Source organism: Dongia deserti, from assembly GCF_003574735.1.
Classification (GTDB): Bacteria; Pseudomonadota; Alphaproteobacteria; order Dongiales; family Dongiaceae; genus Dongia_A; species Dongia_A deserti.
In genome coordinates this window covers 98,345-115,238 of sequence record NZ_QORW01000010.1, presented here as the reverse complement: position 1 = coordinate 115,238, position 16,894 = coordinate 98,345, and the positions used below count along the sequence as shown (strand labels likewise).

20 protein-coding genes are annotated in these 16,894 nt (G+C 64.5%); 10 read left to right on the top strand and 10 right to left on the bottom strand.

From position 1 onward, the window contains the following. Positions 1 to 15: 15 nt before the first annotated feature. From DTX69_RS16960 to DTX69_RS16945, 4 genes are read right to left on the bottom strand one after another with little or no spacing between them, the layout of a single operon-like run. The gene (locus DTX69_RS16960) at positions 16 to 792 is read right to left on the bottom strand and encodes an ABC transporter ATP-binding protein (RefSeq protein WP_119302742.1); all 777 of its coding nucleotides are present in this window, start codon (positions 790 to 792) and stop codon (positions 16 to 18) included. Continuing rightward, a complete protein-coding gene (locus DTX69_RS16955) occupies positions 789 to 1,562 on the bottom strand; it encodes an MlaE family ABC transporter permease (RefSeq protein WP_119302741.1) in 774 nt (257 codons plus the stop codon). Before DTX69_RS16955 ends, DTX69_RS16960 begins: the two co-directional genes overlap by 4 nt. 8 nt (positions 1,563 to 1,570) lie before the next feature. Continuing rightward, positions 1,571 to 2,680 (bottom strand): alanine racemase, encoded by a 1,110-nt coding sequence (gene alr, locus DTX69_RS16950; protein WP_119302864.1) that lies wholly within the window; start codon positions 2,678 to 2,680, stop codon positions 1,571 to 1,573. A 35-nt stretch (positions 2,681 to 2,715) separates the two neighbouring features. After that, complete coding sequence (locus DTX69_RS16945) at positions 2,716 to 4,224, bottom strand: replicative DNA helicase (protein WP_119302740.1); 1,509 nt, start codon at positions 4,222 to 4,224, stop codon at positions 2,716 to 2,718. Positions 4,225 to 4,346: 122 nt separating this feature from the next. Between DTX69_RS16945 and DTX69_RS16940 the strand changes: the two genes are divergently transcribed. Both DTX69_RS16940 and DTX69_RS16935 read left to right on the top strand, forming a co-directional pair. After that, positions 4,347 to 4,943 (top strand): cation transporter, encoded by a 597-nt coding sequence (locus DTX69_RS16940; protein WP_284735838.1) that lies wholly within the window; start codon positions 4,347 to 4,349, stop codon positions 4,941 to 4,943. Positions 4,944 to 5,009: 66 nt separating this feature from the next. Continuing rightward, entirely contained in the window at positions 5,010 to 5,303 is a 294-nt protein-coding gene (locus tag DTX69_RS16935) for a hypothetical protein (protein ID WP_162917292.1), read from the top strand. 63 nt (positions 5,304 to 5,366) lie between these two features. Here the strand turns inward: DTX69_RS16935 and rplI are convergent, their stop codons facing one another. The 3 genes from rplI to rpsF are packed head-to-tail and all read right to left on the bottom strand — an operon-like array spanning position 5,367 to position 6,712. Then, positions 5,367 to 5,951, bottom strand: a complete 585-nt coding sequence (gene rplI / locus DTX69_RS16930; protein WP_119302738.1) for a 50S ribosomal protein L9 — start codon at positions 5,949 to 5,951, stop codon at positions 5,367 to 5,369. A 12-nt stretch (positions 5,952 to 5,963) separates the two neighbouring features. Further along, a complete protein-coding gene (gene rpsR / locus DTX69_RS16925) occupies positions 5,964 to 6,227 on the bottom strand; it encodes a 30S ribosomal protein S18 (protein WP_284735865.1) in 264 nt (87 codons plus the stop codon). 2 nt (positions 6,228 to 6,229) lie between these two features. Then, positions 6,230 to 6,712 carry a 30S ribosomal protein S6 gene (gene rpsF, locus DTX69_RS16920; RefSeq protein ID WP_119302736.1) on the bottom strand — a complete coding sequence of 161 codons (483 nt, stop codon included), beginning with the start codon at positions 6,710 to 6,712 and terminating at the stop codon, positions 6,230 to 6,232. Positions 6,713 to 7,070: 358 nt separating this feature from the next. Between rpsF and fabD the strand changes: the two genes are divergently transcribed. From fabD to DTX69_RS16890, 6 genes are all read left to right on the top strand, one after another. Beyond that, a complete protein-coding gene (gene fabD / locus DTX69_RS16915; protein ID WP_119302735.1) occupies positions 7,071 to 8,021 on the top strand; it encodes an ACP S-malonyltransferase in 951 nt (316 codons plus the stop codon). A 27-nt stretch (positions 8,022 to 8,048) separates the two neighbouring features. Continuing rightward, the gene (gene fabG, locus DTX69_RS16910; protein ID WP_119302734.1) at positions 8,049 to 8,786 is read left to right on the top strand and encodes a 3-oxoacyl-[acyl-carrier-protein] reductase; all 738 of its coding nucleotides are present in this window, start codon (positions 8,049 to 8,051) and stop codon (positions 8,784 to 8,786) included. A 181-nt stretch (positions 8,787 to 8,967) separates the two neighbouring features. After that, positions 8,968 to 9,204, top strand: a complete 237-nt coding sequence (locus tag DTX69_RS16905; RefSeq protein ID WP_119285772.1) for an acyl carrier protein — start codon at positions 8,968 to 8,970, stop codon at positions 9,202 to 9,204. Between the two features lie 96 nt (positions 9,205 to 9,300). After that, positions 9,301 to 10,563, top strand: coding sequence for a beta-ketoacyl-ACP synthase II (gene fabF, locus DTX69_RS16900; protein WP_119302733.1), 1,263 nt, complete (start codon positions 9,301 to 9,303; stop codon positions 10,561 to 10,563). A 25-nt stretch (positions 10,564 to 10,588) separates the two neighbouring features. Further along, complete coding sequence (gene mltG, locus DTX69_RS16895; protein WP_119302732.1) at positions 10,589 to 11,578, top strand: endolytic transglycosylase MltG; 990 nt, start codon at positions 10,589 to 10,591, stop codon at positions 11,576 to 11,578. A 16-nt stretch (positions 11,579 to 11,594) separates the two neighbouring features. Beyond that, positions 11,595 to 12,101 (top strand): CbrC family protein, encoded by a 507-nt coding sequence (locus DTX69_RS16890; RefSeq protein ID WP_119302731.1) that lies wholly within the window; start codon positions 11,595 to 11,597, stop codon positions 12,099 to 12,101. Positions 12,102 to 12,116: 15 nt separating this feature from the next. Here the strand turns inward: DTX69_RS16890 and DTX69_RS16885 are convergent, their stop codons facing one another. Next, on the bottom strand, positions 12,117 to 12,884 hold the full coding sequence (locus DTX69_RS16885) for an SDR family NAD(P)-dependent oxidoreductase (protein WP_119302730.1): 768 nt from the start codon (positions 12,882 to 12,884) through the stop codon (positions 12,117 to 12,119). Positions 12,885 to 12,941: 57 nt separating this feature from the next. Here DTX69_RS16885 and DTX69_RS16880 point away from each other — a divergent pair, with 57 nt between their 5' ends. Both DTX69_RS16880 and gmk read left to right on the top strand, forming a co-directional pair. Then, the gene (locus DTX69_RS16880) at positions 12,942 to 13,853 is read left to right on the top strand and encodes a YicC/YloC family endoribonuclease (protein WP_322090895.1); all 912 of its coding nucleotides are present in this window, start codon (positions 12,942 to 12,944) and stop codon (positions 13,851 to 13,853) included. 16 nt (positions 13,854 to 13,869) lie between these two features. Then, the gene (gene gmk / locus DTX69_RS16875) at positions 13,870 to 14,532 is read left to right on the top strand and encodes a guanylate kinase (RefSeq protein WP_119302728.1); all 663 of its coding nucleotides are present in this window, start codon (positions 13,870 to 13,872) and stop codon (positions 14,530 to 14,532) included. On the opposite strand, the gene rsmA is transcribed toward gmk, so the two are convergent. Together rsmA and DTX69_RS16865 are read right to left on the bottom strand one after the other, a co-directional pair. Next, entirely contained in the window at positions 14,533 to 15,369 is an 837-nt protein-coding gene (gene rsmA, locus DTX69_RS16870) for a 16S rRNA (adenine(1518)-N(6)/adenine(1519)-N(6))-dimethyltransferase RsmA (protein ID WP_119302727.1), read from the bottom strand. Positions 15,370 to 15,582: 213 nt separating this feature from the next. Then, positions 15,583 to 16,887 (bottom strand): peptidylprolyl isomerase, encoded by a 1,305-nt coding sequence (locus DTX69_RS16865; protein ID WP_119302726.1) that lies wholly within the window; start codon positions 16,885 to 16,887, stop codon positions 15,583 to 15,585. Between the last annotated feature and the right edge of the window lie 7 nt (positions 16,888 to 16,894).

The following is a 16,894-nucleotide window of genomic DNA, read 5'->3' as shown; positions in this document are numbered from 1 at the left end:
CGGAGCGGTCAGCCTCTAAAGCGGCCGAACCGGCATCTTGATCGGCCCTTCGGCCTTCCCCTGCACGAATTGGTCGACGAGGGAATTGCCGGACCGGTCGATGTCCTGGGCCGCGCCGTTCCAGATGATTCGCCCATCATAGATCATGGCGGCGTTATCGCCGATCACCCTGAGCGAATGCATGTCATGGGTGATGGACAACGCCGTGGCGCCCAGATCCTCGACGCACTTCTTGATCAGCTCGTTGATCACCTGGCTCATGATCGGGTCGAGCCCGGTGGTCGGCTCGTCGAAGAAGATGATCTCCGGCTCGGTCGCGATGGCGCGGGCAAGCGATACGCGCTTCTGCATGCCGCCAGAAAGCTCCGAAGGGTAAAGCTGCGCGACGTCAGAGCCGAGGCCGACGGCGCCCAGCTTGCGCAGCGCGATCTCCTTGGCTTCGACGCGGTTGAACCCCTGGCCGGCAATCAGGCCGAAAGCGACGTTCTCCCAGACGGGCAGCGAATCAAACAACGCGCCGCCTTGGAACAGCATTCCGAACTTGTGCATGATCTCTTCGCGCTCGCCGGCGGACATGCGGGTGACTTCCTGCCCGTCGATCTCAATCGAGCCCTTGTCCGGCTTCATGAGGCCGATGATGCACTTGATCAGCACCGACTTGCCGGTCCCTGACCCGCCGATCACCACCAGCGACTCGCCCCTCGGCACGTCGAGATCCAGGTCCTTCAGCACCACCTTGCGGCCGAAGGATTTGCAGAGGCCTCGCACCCTGATTTTGAGGTCGCCGGTCATCGGGAGAAGAACAGCTCCGTCACGATATAATTGGCGATCAGGATCAAGATCGAGGCGGAGACCACGGCGTTGGTGGTCGCCTTGCCGACGCCTTGCGCCCCGCCGCGCGAATGAAACCCGTGATAGCAGCCCATCAGGGCGACGATGAAGCCGAACACAGCCGCCTTTACAAGGCCGGAAAACACGTCGAGGAATTCCACGAAGTCGACGGTGTTCTGCAGGTAGCTGCCCGGATTGAATCCGAGTTTGTAGGCGCTGACCAGGTACCCGCCGAGCACGCCGATGACATCGGCGGTCGCGACCAGGACCGGCAGCATGGCGATCCCGGCGATCAGCCGCGGCGCGATCAGATACTTGAACGGGTTGGTAGAGAGCGTGACCAGCGCGTCGATCTGCTCCGTCACGCGCATGGTGCCGAGTTCCGCCGCCATGGCGGCGCCGATGCGCCCGGCCACCATCAGGCCAGCCAACACCGGCCCCAATTCGCGGCAGATCGACAGCACGACCACATTGGGGATGGCGGTTTCCGCATTGAAGCGGGAGAACCCGGTATAGGTCTGCAGCGCCAGCACCATGCCGGTGAAGACGGCTGTCATGCCGACGACGGGCAGGGAATAGTACCCGATCTCGATCATCTGCTTGAGGATCAGGCGCGGGTAATAGGGCGGTCGGACCGCCAGCAGGATGGCGCGCAGCGTGAACAGCGCGAGGCGCCCGATCGCGGAAAGACCATCCAGGAAGGTTCGCCCCAAGGGCTGAAGCAGGGGCATCGCGCGCCTTATCCAGCCGGGATGTAGCGGCGCTGATAGCGCGGCCCGAGCGCGGTCAGCACTTCATAGCCGATGGTCCCGGCGGCGGCGGCCAGGTCGTCGGCGCTCTGATGCTCGCCCAGGATTTCGACCCACGCACCCGGCTCTGCCAGATGCGGCGGAATATGACCGACATCGATCGTGATCAGATCCATCGACACGCGACCTACGAATGGCGCCCTTATTCCCCCAACAAAGGCGGCACCGACATGGCTCAAGGCGCGGAAAACCCCATCCGCATAGCCTAGGCCAAGGGTCGCCAGGCTTGTTGCCCGCGTTGAGCGGTGGGCGGCACCATAGCCAACGGTCTGATGGGCGTCAATGTGACGGACCTGCAGGATTCTGGCTTTCAGCCCAACCACTTGACGCATGGGATTGGGGGCGGCCGGGGTGGGATTCAAGCCATAGAGCGCGGCTCCAGGCCGGACCAGATCAAAGGCATAGTCCCGCCCCAGGAAGATGCCCGACGAATTGGCGAAGGAAATGGCGGGGCGCGAGGGGAGCAGCGGCAGCACCCGATCCAGGGCGCCCTTGAGCCGCGCAAGCTGCTGGGCGTTCTGCGCGCTGCCGGGCTCGTCCGCGGAGGCAAGGTGCGACATCACCAGCGGAATGGAGAAGGCCTTCAGCAGCGCCGGATCGGCGATCAGGCGATCCAGTTCCGCCGGCGCAAGGCCGAGACGAGACATGCCGGTATCGATGTGCAAGGCTGCCGGCGCCGCGCCGTTTGCGGTGCACCAGCGCGACCACAGGTCGATTTGCTGCGGGGAGTTGAGCACCGGCGTCACGCGATGCTGCACAAACTCCGCTTCATCGCCGCCCATCGGGCCGGAGAGGACATAGATGTCGGCCTCCGGCACGACCGGCCGCAGCGCGATCGCCTCGGAGAGGATGGCCACGAAGAACTCCCGACAGCCGGCTTTGAACAAGGCCGGCGCGGCTTCCTGAGCGCCGAGGCCGTAGGCGTTCGCCTTGATGCCGGCGCCGGCGCGCGCCGGCTTGGCACGACGCTGCAGCAGCCGGTAATTGGCCACCAACGCGCCGAGATCGATGGTGAGCTCCGCGGTGGATTCGACGGTCATGGACGTGGTCTTTCCGACACGACGCCGGGCCGCGCTCAATGATGCTCCGGCAGGTTGTCGTCCCGAACAAGGTCGCTGAAGCGCGTGATATGGCCATCGAAGTGCAGCTCGATCGTGCCGACTGGGCCGTGACGCTGTTTGGCGATGATCACGTCGGCGACGTTATGGACCCGCTCGCCCCTGGCCTTCCAGTCCTCCATGCGCTTGAAGAACGCGTCGGTGCTTTCGTCGGTGCGCTGTTTGGGTTCTGCGCGCTCATGGTAGTACTGTTCGCGATAGACGAACATGACGACGTCGGCATCCTGCTCGATCGAGCCGGATTCACGCAGATCCGCAAGCTGCGGCCGCTTGTCTTCTCGGTTCTCGACCGCGCGCGAGAGCTGGGACAGGGCCACCACCGGCACTTGCAGCTCCTTCGCCACTGCCTTGAGCCCGCGCGTGATCTCCGAGATCTCCTGAACGCGGTTCTCCGATCCCTTGAGCGAGGCAGATCTCATCAATTGCAGATAATCGACGATGATGAGGTCAAGGCCGAATTGGCGCTTCAGCCGACGCGCTCGCGTGCGCAGCGCCGGAACTGTAATAGCCGGCGTATCATCGATGAAGAACTGCACGTTGCTCATGCGCTGCGCTGCTTCGACGATGCTGGCAAATTCGTCCTGTTTCACCTCGCCACGCCGGATCCGGTCGGAGGACACGCCGGATTCCTCGGCCATGATACGATGCGCCAGCTGCTCCGCGGACATTTCGAGCGAGAAGAAGGCAACGCGGTGCTTCGTGGCAGTCTCTTTGTCCTTGTCGGCCTTGGCCGCATTGAAGCCGATATTGGTGGCGAGTGCCGTCTTTCCCATCGATGGACGGCCCGCCAGGATGATCAGGTCCGACGGTTGGAGCCCGCCCAGCCTGCGGTCGAGATCGCGCAAGCCGGTGGTCACGCCTGTCACATGACCGTCGCGCTTGTAGGCGGCTTCCGCCATGTCCAGCGCGCTTTTCAGCACATCAGTGAATTTCTTCGGGCCACCATCAACTTGACCGCCTTCGGCCAGGTTGAACAGGCGCATCTCAGAGCGCTCGATCTGGTCGATGGCGGTGATGTCGGGGTCGTAGGTATAGGATTCGTTGACGATGTCCTCGCCCACGCCGATCAACTGGCGGCGCAGGAAAAGATCGTGGATCGCGCGACCGTAATCCTCCGCATTGATGACGGTGACAACCGCCTGGGCCAGCTGTACCAAGTATTGCGCGCCGCCGATCTCCGCCAGCGCACCGTCCTGATCGAACAGATTCTTCAGCGTGACCGGGTTGGCGATCTGGCCGCGCAGCACCAGCTTGCCGATCGCTTCGTAGATGCGGCCATGCAGCGCATCGGCGAAATGCTCCGGGCGCAAGTACTCGCTGACTCGGTTATAGACTTCGTTGTTGGCGAGGAGGGCGCCGAGCAGAGCCTGCTCGGCTTCATAGTTGTGCGGCGGCGTGCGCGGCGGAATGGCTCCCGCCCCTTCGCGCAACCTCGCGACGTTTGACTGCTTGCCCCCCGAGTCCATGGCGGCGACCTTAGTCCTTCGAATCGGGAATTGGAATTGTGAGTCCTGTGGATAACGTGCACAAGAGCATTCGACAGCGTACGTCAGACTTGTGATCCTATCCGGAGGCCAGAAGGACGCCTGTGACCGATATCACGCCACCTCCGTCTTTGCGGCGCGCCGTCCTGATTGTTGCCGGTCTCAATCTCGGTTACTTCCTCGTCGAATTCACCGCGGCGACATCGATCGGTTCGGTTTCGCTGTTCGCGGACAGCATCGACTTCCTGGAAGACACGTCGGTTAATCTCCTGATTATGTTCGCGCTCGGCTGGTCGTTGCGTGCGCGATCGCGCGTGGGTATCGTGCTTGCCGGCATTCTGCTGGTGCCGGGCCTCGCCGCGCTCTGGACGGTGTGGGAGAAGATCGCCTCGCCGCTGCCGCCGGAGCCAATCACGCTATCGGTTGTCGGCGCCGGCGCGCTTGTGATCAATGTGGCCTGCGCGCTTATCCTCGTGCGCTTCCGGAAGCAGAGCGGCAGCCTGACCAAGGCCGCCTTCCTGTCGGCGCGCAACGACGCTTATGCCAATCTCGCGATCATCGCCGCGGGTTTCGTGACGGCATATACGCACTCGATTTGGCCCGACATCATCGTCGGCCTCGGCATCGCCGCGATGAATGCGACGGCTGCGAAGGAGGTGTGGGAGGCGGCGCGGGCCGAAGGCGAGACTGCGCGCTCCTGAAGGAAAAGACTGGATCGCGACTCGGCGCGTGTGAAACCCTGGGGCAACAGCGCGGCGGATGATGCCATGAACGAGCTCGCAGACCGGCGCCTCGCCATCGCGGAGGCGAGATTCGACGCCTACCAGTTCAGCTGGGAGGTCGAGGAAGTCCACCATTGGCACATCGATGCCGGACGGAACGAATACTGCCGGACGGTCCTGCTTTGCGGTGATTCCCCTGGCGACCCGTGCGTCAGGGGCCATTTCGTCGTCCGATTCCTGCCGAACCGCCCGATCATCGACGAGTGCTACGCGATGATCGACGGCTGTCTCGTCGGTTACGACCCAGATCTCGCGCAGCCGCTGCGCAAGGCCAGCTAGGCACCAAAAAGAAACGGCCGCCCCTGTGAGGGCGGCCGTTCGCATGCATTGTATGAGGCTGGCTTAGGCTTCCGGCGTTTCGCCGCTGGCCTCGGCCTGGGCCTGCGCAGCTTCCTCGAGCAGCTTGTCGAGGTCGGGCGCCTCTTCCCCGGCGGCTGCGCGGGGAATCGCCGTGCCGAGCTTGTCCTGTTGCGCCGCTTCGTCTTCCGACTTGGCGACGTTAGCGGTGACCGTGACGATCACCTCAGGATGCAGCGCGACGCGCACCGGGTGCAGGCCGAGCGTCTTGATCGGCTTGTCCAGGACCACCTGGCGGCGGTCGATGGTGAAGCCGGCCGCGGTCACGCCATCCGCGATGTCGCGGTTGGAGACCGAACCGAACAGCATGCCGGTTTCGCTCGCCTGGCGAATTAGGACGATCTTGGTGCCGTCCACCTTTTTGGCGATCTTCTCGGCTTCCTGCTTGCGCTTGAGGTTGTTGGCTTCGATCTGAGCGCGCTGCTCCTCGAAGCGCTGCTTGTTATCCTCGGTGGCGCGCAGGGCCTTCTTGCGCGGGAGGAGGAAGTTGCGCGCGAAGCCCGGCTTCACGGAGACCACATCGCCGATCTGGCCCAGCTTCTCAATGCGCTCCAACAGAATGACGTCCATGGGGCGCTCTCCTTACTTCAGCACGTAGGGCAGCAGGCCAAGGAAGCGCGCGCGCTTGATCGCCTGGGCGAGCAGGCGCTGCTTCTTGGCGCTGACGGCCGTGATGCGGCTGGGGACGATCTTGCCGCGCTCCGACACGAAGCGCTGCAGAAGCTTGATGTCCTTGTAGTCGATCTTCGGCGCATTGGCGCCGGAGAACGGGCAGGACTTGCGGCGCCGGAAGAAGGGCCGGCGGCCACCACCACCCCGCGGCGCGGAGGTTTCAGTCGGTGCCATGCTCATACCTGGTCTCCTTCACTCTCGGTCGGTTTGTTTTCGCGCACGGGGCGCAGGCGGTCGTCGCGCTCTCCGCGGTCGGGGCGGTCGCCGCGATCCCGGTCGCCGCCGAAGCCGCGATCCCGGCGGCCAAAGCCACCCTCGCGGCCCTCGCGGTCACGGCCGCGCGACTGCAGCATGGCGCTTGGACCTTCCTCCAGCGCATCGACACGCACGGTGAGGTGGCGCAGCACGTCCTCGTGGATGCGCATGTTGCGCTCCATCTCGAGCACCGCGGCCGCGGGGCCGTCGATGTTCATGAGGACATAATGGCCCTTGCGGTTCTTCTTGATGCGGAAGCTGAGGCTCTTCAGGCCCCAGAACTCCTTCTTGGTCACGTTGCCGCCCTGGGCGGAAACGATCCCGGTGAAGTGCTCGGCAAGGCCTTCGACTTGCGCGCTGGTCACGTCCTGGCGCGCAATGAAAATGTTCTCGTAGTACGGCATCCGATATGGACTCCCTTCGGCTGTTCGCGGTCCGGTGCTGGGAGTCCGTCATGGCGCTCGCATCAGCGAATCGGACCTAGCCGGCACCTCGCGGCGCTCATGCGCCGGTTCGATGGAATTGCCCATGGAACGGGAGCCGGCAGGGGTTGCGCTGGCCACCCGGCCGGCGCGGCGGGGACTATAGTGATCAGCCGCCGCTTTGCAAGCGCGAAGAGTCCAAGCCGAATCGCCTCGGCTGCGCCTTGCGTTAACGAAGATTAACCAACTGCTTCAAATGCTTGACAGGGGCGCGGGCCGGGCTATCTATGCGCCCTCTCGCCGCCAGACCAGCAGATTCTGCAGCTGCCAAGGATCTTTCATGACACGCGCCTTCATCTTTCCAGGCCAGGGTTCCCAGGCTGTCGGCATGGGCCTCGCCCTATCCGAGAGCTTCGGCGCTGCGCGGCTGGTGTTCGAGGAGGTCGACGAAGCACTGAAACAGAAGCTCTCCAAGCTGATCTTCGAAGGGCCGGAGAGCGACCTCACGCTGACGGAAAATGCACAGCCTGCTCTGATGGCAGTCAGCATCGCGGCGCTGCGCGTGCTGGAGAGCGAAGGCGGCTGGCGCCTGGCAGACAAGGCCAGCTACGTCGCCGGCCATTCGCTGGGCGAGTATTCGGCGCTGGCAGCGGCTGGGGCGTTGGACCTGTCGGATGCGGCGCGGCTGCTGAAGCTGCGCGGGCAGGCGATGCAGAAGGCCGTACCAGTGGGCGAGGGCGCGATGGCTGCGCTGCTGGGCCCGGACCTCGAGCAGGTGCAGAAGATCGCCAAGCAAGCCGCCGATGACACCAAGCTGATCTGCGGCGTCGCCAACGACAACTCGCCCGGGCAGGTGGTCGTGTCCGGCGCAAAAGCAGCGGTGGAGCGCGCAATTGCGATTGCGGCGGAGCAGGGCGTCAAGCGCAGCGTCATGCTGCCGGTCAGCGCGCCCTTCCATTGCGCGCTGATGCAGCCGGCCGCCGATGCGATGGAAGAAGCCCTGGCCAAGGCCGCCATCCGCCAGCCCGCCGTTCCGGTCGTCGCCAACGTGACGGCGCAGCCCACCAGCGACGCGGCGACCATCGCGAAGCTGCTGGTGAGCCAAGTGACAGCGACGGTACGTTGGCGCGAATCGATCCTGACGATGAAGTCGCTCGGTGTTGCGAAGACGTATGAGCTGGGCGCCGGCAAGGTGCTGGCCGGCCTCGTCAAGCGCATCGACAAGGAAATCGAAGCGAGCTCGGTCGGCGCACCGGCTGATGTCGAAACCGCGCTGAAGGCGCTCAGCTGAACCTTGGAGATCGTAGGGAGCCCATTCATGTTCGATTTGAGCGGCAAGAATGCGTTGGTCACGGGGGCATCCGGCGGCATCGGTGGGGCGATCGCGCGGGCGCTCCATGCGCAGGGCGCGACCGTCGGCCTGAGCGGCACACGCATCGAGCCGCTGGAAAAGCTGAAGGCCGAATTGGGCGCGCGCGCGCACGTGCTGCCCGCCGACCTCGGCGATCCCGCGGCGATCGAGGCGTTGCTCAAATCGGCGGAGACGACGCTCGGCGGCATCGACGTCCTCATCAACAATGCCGGCCTGACGCGCGACAACCTCGCCCTGCGCCTGAAGGACGAGGATTGGCAGAAGGTGATCGACGTCAACCTGACGGCTGGCTTCCGCCTGGCGCGCGGCGCGCTGCGCGGCATGATGAAGAAGCGCTGGGGCCGGATCATCGGCATCACCTCGGTCGTGGGTGTGACGGGCAATCCGGGCCAGGCCAACTATGCCGCCGCCAAGGCGGGAATGATCGGCATGTCCAAGTCGTTAGCCCAGGAAGTGGCGAGCCGCGGGATCACGGTGAATTGCGTGGCGCCCGGCTTCATCGAAACCCAGATGACCGACGCGCTGAACGAGGAGCAGAAGGCGCGAATCATGGCGGCAATTCCGGCCAGCCGGCTCGGCCAGTCCGAGGAGATTGCAGCCGCCGTGGTCTATCTGGCGAGCCCGGAAGCGGCCTATGTGACCGGCCAGACGATCCACGTAAATGGCGGCATGGCTATGATTTGATTGCGCTTTTCAGAAAAACCCCCGGCTCTGGCCAAAGCCGGGCAAACTATGTTAAGTGACCCCGGACGCCGCCGCGTGTGGTTACTTTAGCCCTAGCGGTGGCATTGTAGCGGCCAAACGGCCCGACCATCTTTTCAACCGCCTCCGGACGGTGGAGCGGTGATCAAAAAAGGGAACAGCGATGAGCGACATTGCCGAACGGGTTAAGAAGATCGTGATCGAGCACCTCGGAGTCGAGGAGGCGAAGGTCACGGACACTGCGTCCTTCATCGATGATCTGGGCGCAGACAGCCTGGATACGGTCGAGCTCGTGATGGCGTTTGAAGAAGAATTCGGCTGCGAGATTCCCGACGACGCGGCCGAAAAGATCCAGACCGTCAAGGATGCAATCGAGTACATCAAATCGAAGGCGAGCTGAGTCATCCGCCTCGCTTCGCGTGAGCGGACGGATGGTGGCGCGGTTTCCGCGTTCGCCGCGCATCTCTAAAATCGCAGGACAGAACGAAGGCTAGCCATGCGTCGTGTCGTCATCACCGGCTTGGGCATCGTCTCGCCATTGGGCGTGGGTGCGGAGTATGTCTGGAATCGCTTGTTGAAAGCCGAGTCCGGCATCCGGGGGGTGCAGTCGTGCGACGTGACGGACCTGCCCTGCAAGGTGGCTGGCGAAGTGCCGCGCGGCGATACATCGTCGGGCAAGTTCAATGCTGACGACTACGTGCCGCCCAAAGACCAGAAGAAGATGGACACCTTCATCGTCATGGCGATGGCCGCGGCCCAGCAGGCGGTGGAGGATGCCGGCTGGATGCCCACCGATGAGGAAAGCCAGAACCGCACCGGCGTGCTGATCGGTTCGGGCATCGGCGGTTTGCAAGGGATCTACGAGGCCTCCATCACGCTGAAGGAGAAGGGACCGCGGCGCATCTCGCCGTTCTTCATCCCCTCCTGCCTGATCAATCTGGCCTCCGGCCATGTCTCGATCAAATACGGCTTCCGTGGACCCAATCATTCCGTGGTGACGGCCTGCGCGACCGGCAGCCATGCGCTGGGCGATGCGGGCCGGTTGATCGCGCTTGGCGACGCGGACGTAATGATCGCGGGCGGTGCTGAATCTACCATCAGCCGGCTGGGCATCGCCGGCTTCTGCGCATCCCGCGCCCTGTCGACAGGGTTCAACGACCGGCCCACCGAAGCCTCCCGTCCGTGGGATAAGGATCGCGACGGCTTCGTGATGGGCGAAGGCGCCGGTGTCGTGGTGGTGGAGGAACTGGAGCACGCGAAGAAGCGCGGTGCCAAGATCTATGCCGAGGTGAAGGGCTACGGCCTCTCTGGCGATGCCTATCACATCACCGCACCCTCGGAGAACGGCGATGGCGGCTATCGCTGCATGACGGCCGCGCTGAAGCGCGCCGAGCTGAACATCGATGACATCGACTACATCAACGCGCACGGCACCTCGACGCCGCTGGGCGACGAGATCGAGCTGGGCGCGGTGAAGCGCCTGTTCGGCGATCAGGCCTACAAGCTCACCATGTCCTCGACCAAGTCGGCGACCGGGCATCTGCTGGGCGCGGCGGGCGCGGTGGAGGCGATCTTCTCCATCCTCGCCGTCCGTGACCAGGTGGCGCCGCCGACCCTCAACCTCGAGAATCCATCGGAAGGCTGCGACATCGACCTGGCATCCAAGCAGGCCAAGCCGCGCAAGATCCGCGCCGCCTTGTCGAACTCCTTCGGGTTCGGCGGCACCAATGCCAGCCTGATCTTTACCCCGCTCCAATAGCCGGCCGGCGGGGAGCGGACAGGCGATGCGTCGGCTCCTGAACATCATCTCCACGCTGTTCGGCATCACCGTCATCGCGGCGGCGGGCATCGCCTATTATCTCTACGCCAGCTTCACCGGCCCAGGTCCGTCGACGGAAGACAAGACGCTGGTGATCCCCAAGGGCAGCGGCGTCGCGGAGATCGCAGGCATCCTCAGAAGCGAGAACGTGATCGAGGATACGCGCATCTTCCTGCTCGGCGTGCGGCTGCTCTCCGAAGGCAAGCCGCTGATGGCCGGCGAGTATGTGTTCCCCAAGGGCGTCAGCGCCAGCGGCGCCATGGGCATCATGATCGCCGGCAAGTCGATCACCCACCGCCTCACCATTCCGGAAGGGCTGACCGTGCGCGAGGTGCTGGAGCTGGTCTCGAGCGAGCCGCTGCTGGACGGCCCATTGCCGCCGCAGCGGCCCGCGGAAGGAGCGTTGCTGCCCGAGACCTATCAGTTCCTGCGCGGGGAGAGCCGCGCCTCGATGATCGCGCGCATGCGTGATGCCATGACAGAGGCGCTGGCGGAGGAATGGGAGAAGCGCGACCGCAGCATCCTGGTGAAGACGCCGGAGGAAGCCGTCGCGTTGGCCTCCGTGGTGGAAAAGGAGACATCGCAAGCCGACGAGCGGGCGCGCATCGCCGGCGTGTTCTATAACCGCCTCAAGAAGGGCATGCCGCTGCAGTCCGATCCGACCGTGATCTTCGCCATCACCCTAGGTCAGCGGAAGCTCAATCGCGGCGTCACCTATGACGATCTCAAGACCGACAGTCCCTACAACACCTACCTCGTGAAGGGCCTGCCGCCGGGGCCGATTGCGAATCCCGGACGCGCTGCCCTGCGTGCCGTGCTGCAGCCGATGTCGCACAAGGAACTCTATTTCGTCGCCGACGGCACCGGCGGCCACGCCTTCGCCGCGACGCTGGAAGAGCACAACAAGAACGTCGCCAACTGGCGCAAGGTCCAGAAGGCGCAACAGACGCAGTAGGACATTTCACGAACTTATGGGCGACAATCAACCATATTTCCGGTTCAATCCCGGTGCCTATGAGGACGGGCGCTCATTCGAGCGATCAAGCGACGTCTGCGAAGTCTGCTCACGTCCCTGCGTGTGGAAATACACGGGCGGCGTGTACGCAATGGAGAGCCCTGTCGTCTGCGCCCGTTGCATAGCGAACGGCGAGCTGGGCAAGTTCCTCGGTGACGAACACTTCAGCCTGCACGACATTGAGATAAGCGGTGCGGAGCCAAGGCTTGAGAAGGAGGTTCTCCAGCGGACCCCTGGGGTCGCATGTTACAATCCATTTGAATGGCCCGTCCTGGACGCCAAACCGTTGGCATTCGTAGGCTATGGAGAGGACCAAGGTCTGCTCGACATCGAGGCAGTGCGATCTGCTATCGACGCTGCATTTGAAGAGATCGGGCGGAGATTTGACGGCCCTGCTCCGTACGCACTCGTATTCAAAGAAATCGAGGGTGAGCGGTATCGCGTGGTCATCGACCTGAATTAGGCGACGCCGCTTTCTTCAATCCTTCTTCGGCAGCCTGCGCAGGATCGGGTCCGCGATCACCGGCGACAATGCGCTCATGAGCCAGGCGAGGAACGCGGTGGGGAACGGAAAGGCGATGCGCGCGCGGTCCGCAGCGAGGCCGCGCTGGATCACCTCCGCCGCCTTCTCCGCCGACATGAGGAACGGCATCGTGAAGCCGTTCACGTCCGTCATCGGAGTCTTGATGAAGCCCGGCATCACCACGTTCACCCTGACACCGTGCGGCGCGAGGTCGCCGCGCAAGGCTTCGCCCCATGCTTTCACGGCCGCCTTGCTGCCGCTGTAGGCCGGCGCGCCGGGCAGGCCGCGATAGCCGGCCAGCGAGGAGATGATGGCGATCTGGCCGCTCCTGCGCGCGATCATGCGCGGGATGATCGGCAGCGCCACATTCAGCACGCCATCCAGATTGACCGCAAAAATGGCGCGTGTCTGATCGGGGCTTTCCGGCCCGCCATGCGTGCCGCCCGAAATGCCGGCATTGGCGATGACGAGATCCAGCGGCGCGTGATCCTCTGCCGAGATCATCCAATCTGCGACGGCATTGCGGTCGCACACGTCAACGGCAGCGGTGGAGCTGGTCGCGCCGCGCGCGGCGACCTGTGCTGCGACGTCGGCCAAGCGCTCCTGGTTGCGGCCGCCCAGCGACAAATGCGCGCCCGGCCGCGCATAGGCCAGCGCCAGCGCCGCGCCAATGCCGGAGCTGGCGCCGGTGATGAGGATATGAGCAGGTTCGCTGTTCGCCATGAGTCTCCCCGCCTCACCTTGCCAGAGGCGGCGGCTTGCCGGAAGATGCCCTCAGCCGTGACAGCACCGAAAGGAACGCGCGTGACCATTGCCAGCATGACCGGATTCGCCCGCCGCCAGGGAGCGCTCGACGACTTCCTGTGGGCGTGGGAGCTGAAATGCGTCAATGGCCGCAACCTGGAGGTGCGCTGCCGATTTCCCGCCGGTCTCGATGCCCTGGACGGGTTCGTGCGCGCCGCCTGTGCCGAGCGCCTGAAGCGCGGCAACCTCTCGGTCACTCTGACGGCGGACGACAAGCAGGCAGTGCCGACCTTCCGCGTCAACGAGGCAGCGCTGGAGCAGCTCGGCCGTTTGCTGGAAGGCCTCAAGGGAAAGATCGACGCGGCGCCGCCGCGGCTCGACGGCCTCATTGGCCTCAAGGGCGTGCTGGAGATCGAGGAGCAGCAGGTTGCGCCCGACGTGACAGAGCGGCGCCTCCAGGCGATGCAAGTGGATTTCATCGCCTGCCTCGCCGATCTGCAGCAGGCGCGTCTGGAGGAAGGCAAGAAGCTCGCCGCCATCACCCGCCAGCACTTGAGCGAAATCGAGCGCTTGGCAAACGCCGCGGCGAACAGCGCCGCGGCACAGCCCGCAGCCTTGCGCGAGCGACTCGCGAAGCAGATCACGGAGCTGCTGCCGCCGGTGGTGACGCTGCCGGAGGAACGCCTGGCACAGGAAGTGGCGCTGCTCGCCGCCAAGGCCGACGTGCGCGAAGAGCTGGACCGGCTCACTGCTCATGTTGCAGCCGTGCGCGGGCTGCTGGGTCAGGGCGGCGCCATCGGCCGGCGCCTCGATTTCCTGTGCCAGGAGTTCAATCGCGAAGCCAACACGCTGTGCTCCAAGGCCGACGATCTGACCTTGACCAACATCGGCATCGAGCTTAAGGCAGCCATCGAACAACTGCGCGAGCAGGCGCAGAATATCGAATAGAAGGGGATCCCGGGTGATGACGCTGGACGGCGCAAGGCCATCTGGAGCTGTGGAGATTCAGCGTCGCGGCCTGATGCTCGTCCTGTCTTCGCCCTCCGGAGCGGGCAAGACCACGATCTCGCGCCGGCTGCTGGAGATCGAGCCTGATCTCGTGCTCTCGATCTCCGCCACGACGCGGCCGATGCGCCCGGGCGAGAAGGATGGCGTCGATTATCATTTCGTCGACCACCCGACGTTCGACCGCATGGTCGCGGAAAAGGCGTTCCTGGAATACGCCAAGGTGTTCGATCACCAATACGGAACGCCGCGCGCCCCGGTCGAGAAGTGGCTGGCCGGCGGACGCGATGTGTTGTTCGACATCGATTGGCAGGGCACGCAGCAGCTTGCCCAGGCGGCGCGCGAGGATCTGGTCAGCGTCTTCATCCTGCCGCCCTCGATTGCCGCGTTGGAGCAGCGCCTGAAGACCCGCGCCCAAGACAGCGCCGAGGTGGTCGCGCGCCGCATGGCCAAGGCCGCCGACGAGATGAGCCACTGGGCCGAGTACGACTACATCATCGTGAACGATGATCTGGAGATCAGCATCCAGCGCGTGCGCGCCGTCCTGCTGGCCGAACGGCTGAAGCGGCACAGGCAGGTAGGGCTAGCGGAGTTCGTGAAGGGATTGCGCGAGGGGACGTAGTCAGGAGCGCTGCTTCTCCAGTGCCCGCGCCAACGCGGCGAACTGCGCGATGCTCAGCTCCTCCGCGCGCGCAGTCGGTGCAACGTCCGCTTGCGCCACCAACGCTTCCACGTCTGCACCCAGCGAGCGCAGGGATTGACGCAACATCTTTCTGCGCTGACCGAAGGCCGCCTGCGTGACGCGCTGCAGGTCGCTGAGACGCGCGGGAAACGCAGGTTCGGGGAGCGGCAGGATCTCGATCACTGTGGACGTGACCTTGGGCGGCGGGACGAATGCGCGTGGCGGCAGGTCGAACAGGCGCCGCGGCTTGGCCAGAAACTGCGTCAGCACGCTGAGGCGGCCGTAATCCTTGCTCCGCGGCCTGCCGACCAGGCGGTCCGCCACTTCCTTCTGCACCATCACGGTCAGGGATGCGAAGGTCGGACCCTGTTCCAGCCATTTGATGATCAATGGTGTCGCGATGTTGTAGGGCAGGTTGGCGACGATCCGGCGCGGCGGGGTGCCCAGCTTCGTGCAGTCCACCGCGAGCGCGTCGCCTTCGATCACGCTGAGGCGGCCGGGATAGGCGGTGACGATCTCAGCCAGCGCGCCGAGGCAACGTGTATCGCGTTCGATCGCGATCAGTTCGCGCGCGCCATGGCTTAGCAGCGCGCGGGTGAGGCCGCCGGGACCCGGCCCGATTTCGATCGTTGTCCCAGTGGTGAGATCGCCGGCGGCACGTGCGATCTTGCCGGTGAGGTTGAGATCGAGGAGGAAGTTCTGGCCCAGCGCGCGGCGCGCCGCCAGATCGTATTTCGCGATGACCTCGCGCAGCGGCGGCAGGCCGTCCGCGGCCATCAAGCGGCTTCCCTATATCTGCAGGGCAATCGCATACGCCGATGCACGCTGCATTTCTCCCTCCCCCAAGCTGGGGGAGGGCTGGGGTGGGGGTTGTTCTCTCCGGCGAAAATCGCGTCGAGCTGAGCCGCCGTCGCCCCCACCCTAACCCTCCCCCGCCTCGGGGGAGGGAACTGCAGCTCGCGCTTCATCCATCATATGCGATGGCCCCGCCTACATCCGGATATCGATCACCGCCGCCCGGCGCAGATCGCTGAGATAACCGCGCGCCAGGGTTTCCAGGCGCTGCTGACCCAGTCGGTCGGCGATCGCCGTGCGAGACTGGCTGTCCTCGTCGCCGCCTTGGCGCGCACAGATGAGATAAAGGCCGACGCCCTGGTTGGTGCGAACCGGTCGAGACGGGATGTCGATTGGCTGGTTGATCGCGATGCTCTGTACCTGTTGTGGCAAGTCATTGACCAGAACACTGCCAAGCTCGCGATAGACCCCAGGGCTCGCCTCCTCCGCGACCTGCGCCATCTGGCCGCAATTCTCGATTCTCCCGGCGATCGTGTTGGCCTGCGAGATGGCGCGGTTGACTTCGCTCTCCGCGGCGTTCGGCGGCAACGACCAGAGAATCTGCTTCACCGTGACACTGCCCGCGCCCGTCGGATCGCCAGAGCCGGAGACACGCGTTTCACTGGCGAAAGCGATGAAGTATCCGCCGGTGCCGCGCAGGGGCCCGACCAGCTGGCCGGTCGGGACCAGCTGGATTTCCCTGGCGACCGCCGGCTCCATCTGATCCAGCCGCATCCAGCCCCAATTGCCACCCTTGAGCGCGCCTTCGTCCTGCGAGAATTCTTGCGCCAGGGATTCAAAATCCGCGCCGGCGCGCAACTGCTCGACCAGCCGCTCGGCGGAATCCCGCACGGGCGATTCCTGGTTGGGTGCATCAACCGCCAGGAAGATCTGATACATCTTGTATTCGGTCTGGCCCTGCGTCGCCTTGATGCGCGCCGCCTCTTCATTGATCTCCTGGTCGGTGATCACGATGCGCGGCCGCAACGTGCGCTGCACCAGCCGCGCCCAGTTGAGCTCAGCCGTGATCTGATCCGCGATCGCGTCCACCAGGACGCCATTGGACCTTAGGAACGTCTCCAGGTCCGCCCTCGTCATGTTGTTGCGCTCGGCCAGCCGATCGATTCGCCTTTCGACGTCGGCCGGATTGATCTTTATGCCGGTGCGCTTGGCTTCCTGGATCTTCAACCGATCATCGATGAGGTTGCGGAGCACCTGCGGCAGCAGGCGCCTGCGGGTTTCCTCGGTATCCTGGAGTTGGGCGGACAGCATGGCTATCCGGAGGCGCATATAGACGTCGAGCTCGCTGATGATCTCGTCATTGACGACCGCGGCGATACGCAACTGATCCTGGGCCTGGACGGGCATGATCAGGCTCCCGGCCATGGAGCCGAGCAACAGCACTGCACAGACCACTGCGCGGCGCAGGGGCTTCAGGATCGTGGCATTCGACATCAGCATCGCACTC